The sequence below is a fragment of the Romboutsia sp. genome (assembly GCF_035470145.1).
Lineage (GTDB): Bacteria > Bacillota > Clostridia > Peptostreptococcales > Peptostreptococcaceae > Romboutsia_D.
Window position 1 is genome coordinate 1 of record NZ_DATIRC010000145.1, and the last position, 14,133, is coordinate 14,133.

General features: G+C 28.4%; 13 protein-coding genes. 11 read left to right on the forward strand and 2 right to left on the reverse strand.

Features of this window, described 5'->3' with window-relative positions; genetic code table 11:
* Window positions 1-234 precede the first annotated feature (234 nt).
* The 10 genes from VLM92_RS05660 to ybaK all read left to right on the forward strand — a co-directional run bounded on the left by VLM92_RS05660 (window position 235) and on the right by ybaK (window position 12,122).
* The gene (locus VLM92_RS05660; RefSeq protein WP_325275380.1) at window positions 235-1,632 is read left to right on the forward strand and encodes an MATE family efflux transporter; all 1,398 of its coding nucleotides are present in this window, start codon (window positions 235-237) and stop codon (window positions 1,630-1,632) included.
* A 180-nt stretch (window positions 1,633-1,812) separates the two neighbouring features.
* Window positions 1,813-3,078, forward strand: a complete 1,266-nt coding sequence (locus tag VLM92_RS05665) for a 30S ribosomal protein S1 (RefSeq protein ID WP_414708147.1) — start codon at window positions 1,813-1,815, stop codon at window positions 3,076-3,078.
* Between the two features lie 263 nt (window positions 3,079-3,341).
* A complete protein-coding gene (locus VLM92_RS05670) occupies window positions 3,342-4,064 on the forward strand; it encodes a phosphatase (protein ID WP_331681692.1) in 723 nt (240 codons plus the stop codon).
* A gap of 58 nt (window positions 4,065-4,122) precedes the next feature.
* The gene (locus VLM92_RS05675; protein ID WP_325275381.1) at window positions 4,123-4,635 is read left to right on the forward strand and encodes a PaaI family thioesterase; all 513 of its coding nucleotides are present in this window, start codon (window positions 4,123-4,125) and stop codon (window positions 4,633-4,635) included.
* 352 nt (window positions 4,636-4,987) lie between these two features.
* The gene (locus tag VLM92_RS05680; RefSeq protein ID WP_325275382.1) at window positions 4,988-6,955 is read left to right on the forward strand and encodes a YgiQ family radical SAM protein; all 1,968 of its coding nucleotides are present in this window, start codon (window positions 4,988-4,990) and stop codon (window positions 6,953-6,955) included.
* Between the two features lie 356 nt (window positions 6,956-7,311).
* A complete protein-coding gene (locus VLM92_RS05685; RefSeq protein WP_325275383.1) occupies window positions 7,312-8,310 on the forward strand; it encodes an ABC transporter substrate-binding protein in 999 nt (332 codons plus the stop codon).
* Entirely contained in the window at window positions 8,282-9,088 is an 807-nt protein-coding gene (locus VLM92_RS05690; protein WP_325275384.1) for an ABC transporter permease, read from the forward strand. The genes VLM92_RS05685 and VLM92_RS05690 overlap by 29 nt, the downstream gene beginning before the upstream one ends.
* Complete coding sequence (locus VLM92_RS05695; RefSeq protein ID WP_325275385.1) at window positions 9,076-9,753, forward strand: ABC transporter ATP-binding protein; 678 nt, start codon at window positions 9,076-9,078, stop codon at window positions 9,751-9,753. The genes VLM92_RS05690 and VLM92_RS05695 overlap by 13 nt, the downstream gene beginning before the upstream one ends.
* Before the next feature lie 95 nt (window positions 9,754-9,848).
* The gene (locus tag VLM92_RS05700) at window positions 9,849-11,639 is read left to right on the forward strand and encodes an aminopeptidase P family protein (protein ID WP_325275386.1); all 1,791 of its coding nucleotides are present in this window, start codon (window positions 9,849-9,851) and stop codon (window positions 11,637-11,639) included.
* Between the two features lie 27 nt (window positions 11,640-11,666).
* Window positions 11,667-12,122 carry a Cys-tRNA(Pro) deacylase gene (gene ybaK, locus VLM92_RS05705; protein ID WP_325275391.1) on the forward strand — a complete coding sequence of 152 codons (456 nt, stop codon included), beginning with the start codon at window positions 11,667-11,669 and terminating at the stop codon, window positions 12,120-12,122.
* Between the two features lie 40 nt (window positions 12,123-12,162).
* On the opposite strand, the gene VLM92_RS05710 is transcribed toward ybaK, so the two are convergent.
* Together VLM92_RS05710 and VLM92_RS05715 are read right to left on the reverse strand one after the other, a co-directional pair.
* A complete protein-coding gene (locus tag VLM92_RS05710) occupies window positions 12,163-12,978 on the reverse strand; it encodes an alpha/beta fold hydrolase (RefSeq protein WP_325275387.1) in 816 nt (271 codons plus the stop codon).
* A gap of 256 nt (window positions 12,979-13,234) precedes the next feature.
* Entirely contained in the window at window positions 13,235-13,447 is a 213-nt protein-coding gene (locus tag VLM92_RS05715; RefSeq protein ID WP_325275388.1) for a DUF378 domain-containing protein, read from the reverse strand.
* A gap of 280 nt (window positions 13,448-13,727) precedes the next feature.
* Here VLM92_RS05715 and VLM92_RS05720 point away from each other — a divergent pair, with 280 nt between their 5' ends.
* On the forward strand, window positions 13,728-14,063 hold the full coding sequence (locus tag VLM92_RS05720; RefSeq protein WP_331681694.1) for a fumarate hydratase: 336 nt from the start codon (window positions 13,728-13,730) through the stop codon (window positions 14,061-14,063).
* Window positions 14,064-14,133 lie beyond the last annotated feature (70 nt).

Here is a 14,133-nt window from a genome sequence, read left to right on the forward strand (position 1 = left end):
CAGGGAAGATAACTCGAGTATGAAGAAATTTAATAGTATCCATATATTTTTTTATAGTTATTTACAGTATAAATAAAAAAATAATTAAAGATATGAACAATTCATTTACAATTAAAATATTTATATAGTTAAAGAAATATAGTATACTATAACAATGTTAAATTTATTTGACTAAAATATAAATATTATAAATTGTTATACAGGGTCAAAAATTTATATTAAAGGAGTGAGAGTATGAGTAACGTAAGTACTGATTTAGGAAAAGATAGTGTAGGAAAACTTCTTTTTAAATTAGCTACACCAGCTATAATTGCGCAATTAGTAAATGTTTTATATAACATAATAGATAGAATATTTATAGGTAGAATGCAAAGCGGAGACATAGCTATGGCTGGGGTTGGAGTTGCATTTCCAATAATATTAATAATATCAGCATTTAGTGCATTAATAGGTATGGGTGGAGCACCTTTAACTGCTATAAAAATGGGAGAGCAGGATAATGATGGTGCAGAAAAAATAATGAGTAACAGTTTTTCTGCGTTATTAGTAATATCTTTAATTTTAACAATAACATTCTTGATTTTTAAAGAACCTATATTATGGGCATTTGGTGCAAGTGAAGCCACTATTGGTTATTCATTGGATTATTTAGGTATATACCTTATAGGTACAATATTTGTACAAATAGCATTAGGAATGAACCCTTTTATAAATACTCAAGGATTCGCCAAAATAGGGATGATGACAGTAACTATAGGTGCTGTAATAAATATAGCACTAGACCCAATACTTATCTTTGGATTTGATATGGGCGTAAAAGGTGCGGCGTTAGCAACTATATTAGCTCAAGCAGTATCGGCTATATGGGTATTAAAGTTCTTATACAGCGAAAAAAGTATACTTAAAATAAGAAAACAGTATTTAAAGCCTGAAGCTAAAATTATATTGCCAATACTAGCATTGGGTGTGTCACCTTTTATAATGCAAGGAACAGAAAGTTTGGTTTTAATTTCATTAAACAATAAATTACAAATGTATGGTGGAGACTTAGCTGTAGGAGCGATGACTATTATGAGTAGTGTAATGCAAATAGTATTATTACCTACTGTAGGTTTAACTCAAGGGGCTCAACCTATAATAAGTTACAACTATGGTGCAAAAAATATGGATAGAGTTAAGAAGACATTTAAATTATCTCTTATAGTATGTTTTGCATATTCAGTATTTATGTGGGGAATGTTAATGTTAGTACCAAAAGTATTTGTTGGTATATTTAATAATGATCCAGCGCTTGTAGAGATAACAAGTTGGAGTATTAAAATATACTTTGCGGGTATATTTATATTAGGAGCACAGATAGCATGTCAGCAAACATTTTTAGCATTAGGGCAAGCTAAAATTTCTCTTTTATTAGCATTATTAAGAAAGATAGTATTACTAATACCTTTAATATTTATACTTCCTATGTTTATGCAAGATAAGTTATTGGCAGTACTTTTAGCAGAACCAATAGCTGATATAACAGCAGCCCTTACTACAATAATTTGCTTTACTATTTTCTACAAAAAGACTTTATCTGTAATTGATAAAGAAAGTGAAAGTAATGTAAAAGAAAATACAGTAAGAACTTAGTAATAATAAACGATGAATTCTTAAGCTATAAATATAAATCAGGATACCTTGTTAAGTGATTTTAAAAATTATTTTGAGGTATCCTATTTTTGAAAATATCATAAGAAAAATGTAAGTATTTGCAATATTAATGGTATAATATTGATATATATGATATTTAGAATGAAAGGATTGATAGCCATGACAAATAACTTATCTATGCAAGAACTATTAGATCAACAAGAACAAGAATTAAATAGTGTAAAAGTTGGTCAAACTATAACTGGAAAAATAGCTAAAATAACTAACGACGAAGTTGTTTTAGAATTAAACTATGGATTTGATGGAGTTATATCAGTAACAGAATTAAATCTTTCTAAAGGAAAGTATGCTAGTGATATATATAATGTAGGTGATGAGATAACTGCAATTATAACAAAAGTTTATCATAAAGATGGAGTAATACATTTATCTAAATTACAATTAGACAAAAAATCTGATTTTAAAGATTTAGAAAAGGCTTACAATGAACATAGAATAATAACTGTAAATGTAGAAAAGAATATAGAAAGAGGAGTATTCGCTACATATAATACACAATCATTATTTATACCAATATCGCAATTAGATACTAAGTTTGTAAATGATACATCTAGCTATGTAGGACGTAATTTAGAAGTATATATAAAAGAAATGGATACTAAGAAAAATAGGTTAGTAGCTACTCATAGAGAAGTATTACAAGAGCGTTTAGATAAAGAAAGAGAAGAAAGAAGAGTTCGTATACAAGCAGAAAAGGAAGAAGCAAGAGCAAAAGCTAAAGCTGAGAGAGAAGCTCACAAAGCTCAAGTAAAAGCAGAAAAAGAAGCTTTATTTAACTCTTTAGAAGTTGGACAAAAAAGAGAAGGAAAAGTAACTAAAATAATGCCTTACGGAGCATTCGTTGATATCGGTGGATTAGAAGGTTTAGTTCATTTAAATAACTTATCTTGGGAAAGAGTTGAATCTGTTGAAGATATGCTTTCTGAAGGTCAAGAAGTACAAGTTTATGTATTAGATGTAGACGCAGAAACTAAAAAAATAGCATTAGCATTAAAAGATATAAATAATGATCCATGGGATTTAATAAGAGATGAAGTAGAGATAGATGATATAGTTACTGGTAAAATAGTAAGAACTATAGAAAAAGGTGCTTTTGTACAAATTAGAGAAGGTGTTGAAGCATTTTTACCTATATCAGAATTAAGCGAAGAAAGAGTTATGAAAGTTACAAATGTAGTAAATGTTGGTGATGAAGTCAATGTTATGGTAATAGAATTCAAACCAAAGAACAAGAGAATGGTAGTGTCAATTAAAGAAGCTACAAGAGAGCCAGAAGAAGATATAAGTGAATTTTTAGAAATAGAAGATTCTTTAGGAACTCTTGGAGAATTATTCAAAGAAAAATTCAAAAATTTAGAAAAGTAATAAATAAATGTAAGCCATATTTGTTAAAAAATATGGCTTTACCTATTTAATTTTTTACATTAAAGAAAATTATATCTTATCTGATGTGTGGATAAATATAATTTTCAACTACTAAAATTGAGAAACGGACCTGTTTTCTAAGGTCGTTGGCGACATGAAGTGTAGCGCCCACGCAGTGGCTTAAGCGAAGCGAACTTTTTATTCTAAAAAAAAGCAAAAATATTATAAATTAGGTAAGGTTATTATATAAAGGAGGATGAATAATGAAAGCATTAATAGATTTACATACACATACTATAGTTAGTGGACATGCCTATAGTACAGTTCAAGAGAACATACAAGAAGCCATAAAAACAGGGTTAAAGTACTTAGGGTTATCAGACCATGCTCCTAATATGCCAGGAGGGCCACATCCTTATTATTTCTATAGTATATATTGTATTCCAAGAGAAGTAGATGGATTAAAAATACTTAGAGGGATAGAAGCTAATATTATTGATTTTGAAGGAAATACTGATGTTCCAGATGATATGCTTACTCATATAGATTATATGATTGCTAGTTTACATCCACCATGTATACAATGGGGAAGTGAAGAAGAAAATACAAATGCAATACTTAAAGTTATGGAACATCCAAAAGTAAAGATAATAGGTCACTTAGATGATAGTAGATATAAAGTAGATTATGAGCGTATTATTAAAAAAGCTAAAGAAAAAAATATTTTATTAGAAATCAATAACTCATCATTAAGTCCTACTACTTTTAGAGAGGGAGCTTGGAAGAATATATCTACATTATTAAATACATGTGAAAAATATAAAGTTAGAGTAATTATGGGAACTGATTCTCACATATCTTATGATATTGGAAAGTTTGATTACGCACAAAAGGCTATAGAGGACAATGATTTTCCTAAAGAGTTAGTGATAAATTATAATGAAGATGAGATAATAAAATTATTTGAAATAGAAAGCTTAAAATAATATATATATTTGGTTTGTAATCATAGGTATAAAAGTATTGCAATGGGCGGTGTTGAATATGAAGTATAAAGTATTAAAGAAACAAAATAGTAGCAAAAGATGTATAGTGTGTGGAGTGGATAATGATTTAGGACTTAGGACATCTTTTTATGAATTAGAAAATAATGAACTAGTAGCTATATGTGATACTAAAGATTGGCATCAAAGTTACCCAGGCAGAGTGCATGGTGGAATTTCTGCGGCACTATTAGATGAAACTATAGGAAGAGCTATAAGTATAAATGATGAAACTATTTGGGGAGTAACAGTATCGTTAGATATTAAATATAAAAAGCCAGTTCCTACAGATGTGACAATAAAGGTTGTAGGAAGAATTACAAAAGAAAATAGAAAAATATTTGAAGGTAGTGGAGAGATAATTTTACCTAATGGAGAGATTGCTGCAACAGCAACAGGAAAGTACATAAAAATGTCTATAGATAAAATAACTGATGACGCTTTCAGTAGCGATGAATGGTTTAATATAGATGATGAAGAAAAAATTGAATATATTGAGATAGAAAAGGCATAGATAAATCTAGCAAATATACTTATAATATATACTAATATCTTCATGCGACGATAATTTGAACGGGATAAAAGGATATCAAAAATGAATTTTAATTAGTAATCTTACTATTTTCTTAATTAGCAAGATAAATATGATAGGTATTATAGTGGAGGATGCTCAAAATATTAGTGTATAAAAAATAAACGTCTTTTATAGGCGTTTATTTTTTATACACTAATTATTTTCAAAAATAATATAAACTAATACGTTTTAGTGATATAATTATAGATTAGCAACTAAAATAATAAAAAAGTTTTGTTGTCAATTAATTAGGATATAATAAAACTAACAATAGATTAAGCAGGTGATATTAATGGAAAATAAATTTTTACCAATATGTAAACAAGATATGATAGATAGAGGATGGGATGAATTAGACTTTGTATTAGTTACAGGAGATGCTTATGTCGATCATCATAGCTTTGGAACAGCTATAATATCAAGAGTATTAGAGAATGCAGGATATAAAGTAGGGATAATAGCACAACCTAATTGGAAAACTACAGATGATTTTATGAAATTAGGAAGACCAAGACTAGGATTTTTAGTTAACGGTGGTAATATGGATTCTATGGTTAATCATTATTCAGTAAGTAAAAAGCATAGAGATAAGGACATGTATTCTCCAGGTGGGAAAATGGGACTTAGACCAGACAGAGCGACTATAGTTTACTGTAACAAAATAAGAGAAGCATACAAAAATATACCGATTATGATAGGTGGTATAGAAGCGAGTTTAAGAAGGTTTGGGCACTATGATTATTGGAGCGATAAAGTTAGAAAATCTATGTTAGTAGATAGTGGAGCAGACTTATTAGTCTATGGAATGAGTGAAAAGCAAATAGTAGAGGTAGCAAATGCATTAAATGATGGATTTGATCCTAAATATATAAGACATATAAACGGGACTTGCTATATAGCTGACACATTAGAAGAAATATACGATGATTATGTACTAATACCATCATATAAAGAAATTTGTGATGATAAAGTTAAGTATGCTCAAGCTTTTAAAGTTCAATATGATGAGCAAGATCCATACAGAGGTAAGGCAATTGTACAAAAGCATGGGGACAAGTATGTTGTACAAAATAAACCTGAGAAACCTTTAAGTAGATTAGAATTAGATGAGGTATATGCATTACCATATCAAAAGACTTATCATCCAATATATGAAAAAGATGGTGGAATACCAGCTATAGAAGAAGTTAAATTTAGTATAGTAAGTTCTAGAGGATGTTTTGGAAGTTGTTCTTTCTGTGCAATAACATTCCATCAAGGAAGAGCAGTACAAAGTAGAAGTCAAAACTCTATAATAGATGAGGCAGTAGGTATAACACAACTTCCAGGTTTCAAAGGATATATACATGATGTAGGAGGGCCTACTGCAAACTTTAGAAAGGCAGCATGTAAAAAGCAAATTACACAAGGTGCATGTAAAAATAAACAATGTTTACACCCAGAACCTTGTAAAAATTTAGATGTAGACCATAGTGAGTATTTACAATTACTAAGAAAGTTAAGAAAACTTCCTGATATAAAGAAAGTATTTGTACGTTCAGGGCTTAGATATGACTATATAATGGCAGATAAGGATAATAAATTCCTTAGAGAATTAATAGAACATCATGTAAGTGGACAGTTAAAGGTTGCTCCAGAACATGTTGCAGAAGAAGTGTTACAATATATGCAAAAACCAGCAGGAAACACGTATGATAAGTTTAGGCAGAAGTTCTTTGCTATAAATGAACAATTAGGGAAGAAACAATATATAATCCCTTATTTAATGTCGAGCCATCCAGGTTCTACTTTAAATAGTGCAATTGAGTTAGCTGAATATTTAAGAGATACAGGATATCAACCAGAGCAAGTACAGGATTTCTACCCAACACCAGGAACATTATCTACTACGATGTTCTACACAGGAATAGACCCAATTACAATGAAACCTGTATATGTTCCAAAATCTAAACATGAAAAAGCAATGCAAAGAGCATTACTTCAATATAAAGCCCCGAGAAATTATGACTTAGTTCATGCAGCTTTAGTAGAAGCAGGAAGAGAAGATTTAATAGGACTTGGACATAGATGTTTAATAAAGCCTAAAGACGTAAGACCGTATGCTAATAGAGTATCTGGAGCAAAGAAAAAGAGTAACAATAGTGCAAGAGGAAATGATTCAAGAGATAACGCATTAAAAGGTAAAAAAGTAAATGATAGAAACAACAATAAAGGAAGAAATAATAAAAACGCCAAACCTATAAAAAAGAAAAAAAGATAGATAATTAAAATGGCAAATAACAATTAATATGCCAGATATATACTACTTAAAGTCCATATATAGCCTGTATGTAAATTTACATACAGGCTATTTTAAAATCCAATTGCTGGGTTTGAGCAACAGACCTAGTTTATAGGTCGTTTGAGCCACGTGTGGGTGAACCAATTAAGCAACATAAGTAAATTAAATTTTTTTTGTATAAGAATTATAATGGTAAAATTATAAAATTTAAATATAAAGCATAGATTTATATATATTAAATATTAAAAAATAAATTTAATAGAGAAATAGAAGGAATATTTGGTGAATTTGGAGAAATTATTAGAATATAATTTATTTGAGGGGGAATTAGAAATATGAAAAAAATTATATCAACAATATTGTCAGCGGTATTAGGAGCTACAGTACTGGTAGGATGCAATCAAATCAGAGAAGATGGCCCAAAATCAGAAAAACCAATGGTATCTAAAGAAATAAAAGTATTTGTGCCAGATGGATTGCCATCAATAGCAATAGCAAAATTAGCAAAAGAAAATCTACAAATAAAAGAAGGATATAATATTATATATACAATAGAAAAAACACCAGAGACTCTTTCTACGGTGGTAATGAAAGAAGAGGCAGATATAGCCATAGTTCCATCTAATATGGCAGCCATTGCACATAATAAAACTTCTAATTATCAAATAGCAGGAACTATAGGGAATGGTTCATTTTATCTTGTATCAACTAAAGATATCAAGCAATTTGAAGACTTAGAAGGAATGGATGTGTGGAATACAGGAAAAGGTTTAACACCGGATATAACAGCTCAAAGTATATTAAAAAATAAGGGAATAGATACTAAAAGTATAAATTTTAATTATGTAAATTCTACAAGTGAATTAATACCTTTAATGGCTACAGGAAAAGCAGATACAGGATTTGTACCAGAACCAGCATTGACGACATTAATCGCTAAAAATCCAGATATAAAAATAGTAAAAAGTTTAAATGATGCATGGAAAGAGACTAATAATTCAAAAGAAGGATATCCTCAAGCAACAATAATAGTTAAGTCTAATTTTGCAAAGGAAAACGAAGAATTTATAAATAAATTTCTAGGTCAAATATCAAGTAGTATAGATTGGTCAAATACGAATGGAAATAAAGCTGGTGAATATGCAAAAGAAATAGGGGCTTCTGTAGAATCTGAAGTTATAGAAAAGGCTTTAGAAAGAGCAAATTTAAAATTCACACCAATAAAAAATGTGATAGAAGACTACAATAATTATTATCAAAACTTATTTGATTTTGATGCAAAGTCAGTAGGAGGAAAGCTGCCAGATGAAGGAATTTACTTTATACAAGAATAATTTGAAAAATAATATAAAGTTAGTAAGAAATATTTTAAGAGGAGATAAGTTAGAGGTGACGCTATCGTGTGTTATCCTCTTATTTTTATGGCAAATTATAGCTTTATTAATAAAAAATGATATATACCTACCAACTGTAGGAAATACACTTCAAAGTCTAACGGACATTATATTACAAGAAAGATTTTACTTAGATGTATTTTTTTCCATAGGGAGAAGTCTATCTAGCTTTTTAATTTCACTACTTTTAGCTATTATAATGGGAGTTTTAGCATGTATCAATAGAGTAGTAAGAAACTTTTTTAAACCTTTGAATACTTTAGCTCAATCAATACCTATGATGATACTAATTGTATTGACTTTAATTTGGTTTGATAAAGATAATGCACCTTTTATTGTAGGGTTTATGATTACATTCCCGATTTTGTATGAAAGTGTTTTGGGAGCTATAGTAGATGTAGATAAAGGTTTGATAGAAATGGCAAATATATATAAGATAAGTCTAAAAGATAAAATTTTTAAAATTTATTTTCCATCTATAAGGTTCAGGTTAGTATCGATAATAGCACCAACAATATCTTTAGCATTAAAAATTGTAATAGCAGGAGAAGTATATGGTCAACCAAATTATGGAATAGGCACAATGATACAAGTTGAGAAAATTAACTTTAATACATCGGGAATATTTGCTTGGTTAATAATTATAGTTTTAATATCTATATTATTAGATATATCTCAAAAGAAAATATTAAGGAGTACTTTTAAATGGAAGAGGTAAAACTAAGTATTAAAAATATAAATAAAAGTTATGGTCGTAATATAATATTTAAGGATTTTAATATAGAATTTTATGAAAATAAGGTCAACTGTATACTTGGTAAATCAGGGTGTGGAAAAAGTACACTTTTAAATATAATAAGTGGAATAATAAAAAATGATGGTATAGAAATTAATACATTAAAGGATTTAGGTATAAGTTATATTTTTCAAGATGACAGGTTAATAGAATGGCTTACAGTTGAAGAAAATATAAAATTAGTAATAAAAAAGCATTATAATAATAATGAAATAGATAAATTATGTGATAAATATTTAGATTTAGTTGGAGTTTATAATCATAAAAAATATTATCCTCAAATGCTAAGTGGTGGACTTAGGCAAAGAGTAAATATAGCTAGAGCATTTATATATCCATCTCGTATTATTATAATGGATGAACCGTTTAAATCTATAGATGTAAAAAATAAGAAAATAATAATGAATAATTTTAAAGAAATATTAGATAAAGAAAAAAGAACAGTAATATTTGTTACACATGATATTGAAGAAGCTATGTTTTTAGGAGAAAAAATTTTTATATTAGGAAATAAACCTATACAAGTGAAAAATATAATAAATAATGGCAATAATTTAAAAAAAGAGGATATAAGTATGCTAATATAAAGCAAGCAGTCAATAATAAGTGTTAGTTTTATTAATACATAAAATAATAAGTAATTTATATATTAAAAATATTATAATAAAAAGGGAGCAAAAGCATGATAAAACAAAGAGTTAAAAGACTAAGAAACATAATGAAAGAAAAAAATATTTATGCTTATATAATACCTTCTTCAGATTATCACCAAAGTGAATATGTAGGAGAGTACTTTAAATCTAGAGAGTTTGTATCGGGTTTTACAGGTTCTGCAGGGACAGTTGTAATAACTCAAGATGAAGCAGGTTTATGGACAGATGGAAGGTACTTCATACAAGCTGAGAATGAATTAAAAAATAGTGGTATAAAATTATTCAAGATAGGTGAAGAAAATGTACCAACGGTAGAAGCATATTTAATAGATTCATTACCAAATAATTCGATATTAGGATTTGACGGAAAAGTAATATGTGCAAAAGAAGGACAAAACTTAGCTAAAAAGTTAGAATTTAAAAATGTATCTATAGAATATAATTATGATTTAGTAAATAACATATGGGAAGATAGATGTGAATTGCCTAATAAAAAAGCATTTTTATTAGGTACTGAATATACAGGTGCAAGTTTTTCAGAAAAGCTAGTGAGAGTAAGGGAAGCGATGAAAGAAAAAAAAGCTACAACTCATATAATTACATCATTAGATGATATAGCTTGGTTATTTAATATAAGAGGCGGGGATGTAAAATCTAATCCGGTGGTGCTTTGCTATGCAGTTATAACAATAGATAATGTTTACCTATTTGTTGACGAAAGTAAGCTAAATAATGAAATAAAAAATCAATTAAACAAAGAAAAAGTTAAAATCAAGCCTTATGATGAGGTATATGAATTTGTAAAAGATATGAATGAAGATGAAGTAGTTTTACTTGATCCAGCTAAAGTTAACTATGCAATATATAATAATATACCTAAAAATATTCAAAAGATAGAAAATACTAACCCTACGATAATGTTCAAAGCCATAAAAAATAAAGTAGAATTAAAGAGTATAAGAAATAGTCATATAAAGGATGGCGTAGCCTTCACTAAGTTTATGTATTGGTTGAAAACTAACGTAGGAAAGATGGATATTACAGAATTAAGTGCAACTCAAAAGCTAGAAGATTTGAGAAGAGAGCAAGATAAATTCATAGAGCCTAGTTTTGGAACTATTGCAGCGTATAGAGAACATGCAGCTATGATGCACTATAGTGCTACTGAAGAAAGTAATTATACACTAGAACCAAGAGATTTATTTTTAGTAGATTCAGGAGGACAATATTATGATGGAACTACTGATATAACGAGAACAATAGCTTTAGGTTCTATATCTGAAGAGGTTCAAATGCATTTTACGAATGTTGTTAGAGGTATGATAAGATTATCTATGGCTAAATTTTTACATGGATGTAGAGGGTATAATTTAGACATACTTGCAAGAGGTCCATTATGGGATTTAGGAATAGATTATAAGTGTGGAACTGGCCATGGTATAGGATTTGTATTAAATGTTCATGAAGCCCCAAATGGATTTAGATGGAGGGTTGTTGCAGATAGAGATGACAGTTGTGTACTTGAAGAAGGCATGGTAACTACTAATGAACCAGGTGTATATGTAGAAGGTTCTCATGGTATAAGAATAGAAAATGAACTAGTAGTAAAAAAAGCAGAGAAAAATGAATATGGTCAATTTATGGATTTTGAAGTAGTTACATTTGCACCAATTGATGTTGATGCAATAGATGGAAGCTTATTATTACAAAATGAAAAAGATTACTTAAATAACTATCACAAAGAGGTTTATAATAAAATATCACCATTCTTAAATGATGATGAAAAAGAATGGTTGAAAGAGTATACAAGGGAGATATAATAAGTGTCGAAAATAAAAACAAATGTAATGAGAATTTTAGATTCTAAAAAAATAAAATATAATGTACATTCATACCATGTTAAAAATGAAGAACATGTTGATGGCGTAGAAGTGGCTAATCAAATAGGAAAAGAAGTTATCCAAGTTTATAAGACTTTAGTAGCTATGGGTAACAGTAAGGATATATATGTATATGTGATCCCAGTTAATGAACATTTAGATTTGAAAAAAGGTGCTAAAGTAGCTAAAGAAAAAAATATTGAAATGATTCATGTAAATGAGATAAATAAATTTACTGGATATATAAGAGGTGGGTGTTCACCAATAGGAATGAAAAAGCTTCATAAAACTTTTATAAATAAAAGCGCAAAGAACTTAGAAACTATTATAGTTAGTGCTGGGAAAATAGGGTATCAGGTAGAGCTTTCACCAGTAGATTTACAAAATATAGTAAATGCTCAGTTTGAAGATATTATAAAATAATATTAAAAAAGGAGGGTTTTATATCCTCCTTTTGTATATACTAAAGTCTAATATTAATCCATTTTGATATTTCAATTAAAATTTCATCTTTAACAATTTCATCAAGGAGTTTATGGTAAAGCCCGCTTAAAAGCTTTACTTCTTTATCTTCAGATGAGATGTTTTCATATAAAAAATTACTATCCTCATAAGATACTATACTATCAGATAAACTGTGAAGTATAAGGCAGGGATAATTAAAATTAGATAATATATTAATCATATTCTTGCAACTTTTATTTAATTCGTTGTAAATTCCCAATGTTACACTATTTAAAATTAAAGAATCATTTTCATAAGAGTCCATAGTATCAAAATCGTGTGTAAGTTCATGAGAATTTGAATTAGGAATTAACATAAAAGGATCATTCTCAATACATTTGATATCAGTAAGGCTGTTATAATCGCATATCAAAGGACTAGAAAAAATCATGCCATCAACTTTATTCAAGTAGTTAGATCCGAATCCTACAAGTGAGTGTCCCCCTATACCGTGACCTATTATAAATATAGGAATATTTTTATTTTCTGATTTAATTAAGTCTACCATTGTATTCATATCTTTAAATAAAGTGTTATAGTCATTAAGATGCCCCCTGCGCCCATCAGATAATCCATGACCTCTATGGTCATATCTATATACACTGTATTTAAAAGAATTAAGCTTTTTTGTGACATAATCATATCTTTTGCAATGCTCTGCTAATCCATGGGAAATTAATATTACAGCCTTAGGATTATCAACAAGATCTTTTTTATAATGCAAGTTAATATTATCAAAAGATTTAACAGCAAGATCTATATTTTTAAAATTCATTTAATTCACTCCCCATTACCACCAAAATAGTATAAATTATACTATTTCTAAAATACTATCTTTAAAAATTCATTCTATAACTAAATCTAATTATTTATACCCCAAAGGAGGTAAGTTAAATTATTAAATTAAATTATACCACAAACATACATATATTCTATATAAAAAGTTTTATAAGGAATAGATGTTCTTTGAAATGATATAAAAAATGATATCAGCGAGATACCCTTAAAAATAGAACTATTAAGATGGTATGTTACATAATTTGAAGAAAATACTGTGTTCCAATATATATAGCAGAAATCCCGACTAAACTATAAACTATTCTACTTATAGTACTTATATTGCCGAATTTTCCGCCTCCAGCAAATAATGCTGCAACTAAATCAAATTTTGTGAAACCTACTAGACCCCAATTAACGGCACCTACAAGGACAAGAATAAAAGCTATATTATAAATAACATCCATTTTTCCATCCTCCATTAAATTATTTAATTATCTACTATAATTAACATATAAAGTTTTTTTATACTATATTTGAATATATTGTAAATTTTAATTACATAATCAAACTATGATAAATTAATATTGTTTAATAAATTATTCAAAATATAAATGAATTACTTTAGAAAAATAGTAGAAATTAAAAATGTAGGTAAAAGCATTAACTCTTGTTAAAAAGCAGAAAAAATGATAAAGTTTAAGTATAAATACGAATGTTAAAAGAAAAAAGATGGGAGATGTTCGAGTGAGGATAATAAAATCTCATGAAATAACAGAAAAAGTAAAAGAAATATGTATTGAAGCTAATATTTATTTAGGTGAAGATGTAGTAAATACAATAAATAAAAGTTTAGAGAGTGAAGAAAGTCCATTAGGTAAGAATATATTAAATATATTATTAGAAAATACAGAGATAGCAAAAAAAAATAACATACCGATATGTCAAGATACTGGGATGGCTGTATTTTTCATTAAATTAGGTCAAGATGTGGTTGTAGAAGGTGAAACTATAGAAGATGCTATAAATGAAGGTGTTAGACAAGGGTATGAAGAAGGATATTTAAGAAAATCTGTTTGCTGATACCCTGAATTTAGGGAAAACCCTGGAGGGACATTCTTCCGGTGCCAGGGGTCGTAAGCTTGCAGCCTAT

Excerpts from the sequence above, each read along its gene's own strand:
- VLM92_RS05660 (WP_325275380.1), top strand. The coding sequence starts at position 235 with ATGAGTAACGTAAGTACTGATTTAGGAAAAGATAGTGTAGGAAAACTT.
- VLM92_RS05665 (WP_414708147.1), top strand. The coding sequence starts at position 1,813 with ATGACAAATAACTTATCTATGCAAGAACTATTAGATCAACAAGAACAA.
- VLM92_RS05670 (WP_331681692.1), top strand. The coding sequence starts at position 3,342 with ATGAAAGCATTAATAGATTTACATACACATACTATAGTTAGTGGACAT.
- VLM92_RS05675 (WP_325275381.1), top strand. The coding sequence starts at position 4,123 with ATGAAGTATAAAGTATTAAAGAAACAAAATAGTAGCAAAAGATGTATA.
- VLM92_RS05680 (WP_325275382.1), top strand. The coding sequence starts at position 4,988 with ATGGAAAATAAATTTTTACCAATATGTAAACAAGATATGATAGATAGA.
- VLM92_RS05685 (WP_325275383.1), top strand. The coding sequence starts at position 7,312 with ATGAAAAAAATTATATCAACAATATTGTCAGCGGTATTAGGAGCTACA.
- VLM92_RS05690 (WP_325275384.1), top strand. The coding sequence starts at position 8,282 with ATGAAGGAATTTACTTTATACAAGAATAATTTGAAAAATAATATAAAG.
- VLM92_RS05695 (WP_325275385.1), top strand. The coding sequence starts at position 9,076 with ATGGAAGAGGTAAAACTAAGTATTAAAAATATAAATAAAAGTTATGGT.
- VLM92_RS05700 (WP_325275386.1), top strand. The coding sequence starts at position 9,849 with ATGATAAAACAAAGAGTTAAAAGACTAAGAAACATAATGAAAGAAAAA.
- ybaK (WP_325275391.1), top strand. The coding sequence starts at position 11,667 with ATGAGAATTTTAGATTCTAAAAAAATAAAATATAATGTACATTCATAC.
- VLM92_RS05710 (WP_325275387.1), bottom strand. The coding sequence starts at position 12,978 with ATGAATTTTAAAAATATAGATCTTGCTGTTAAATCTTTTGATAATATT.
- VLM92_RS05715 (WP_325275388.1), bottom strand. The coding sequence starts at position 13,447 with ATGGATGTTATTTATAATATAGCTTTTATTCTTGTCCTTGTAGGTGCC.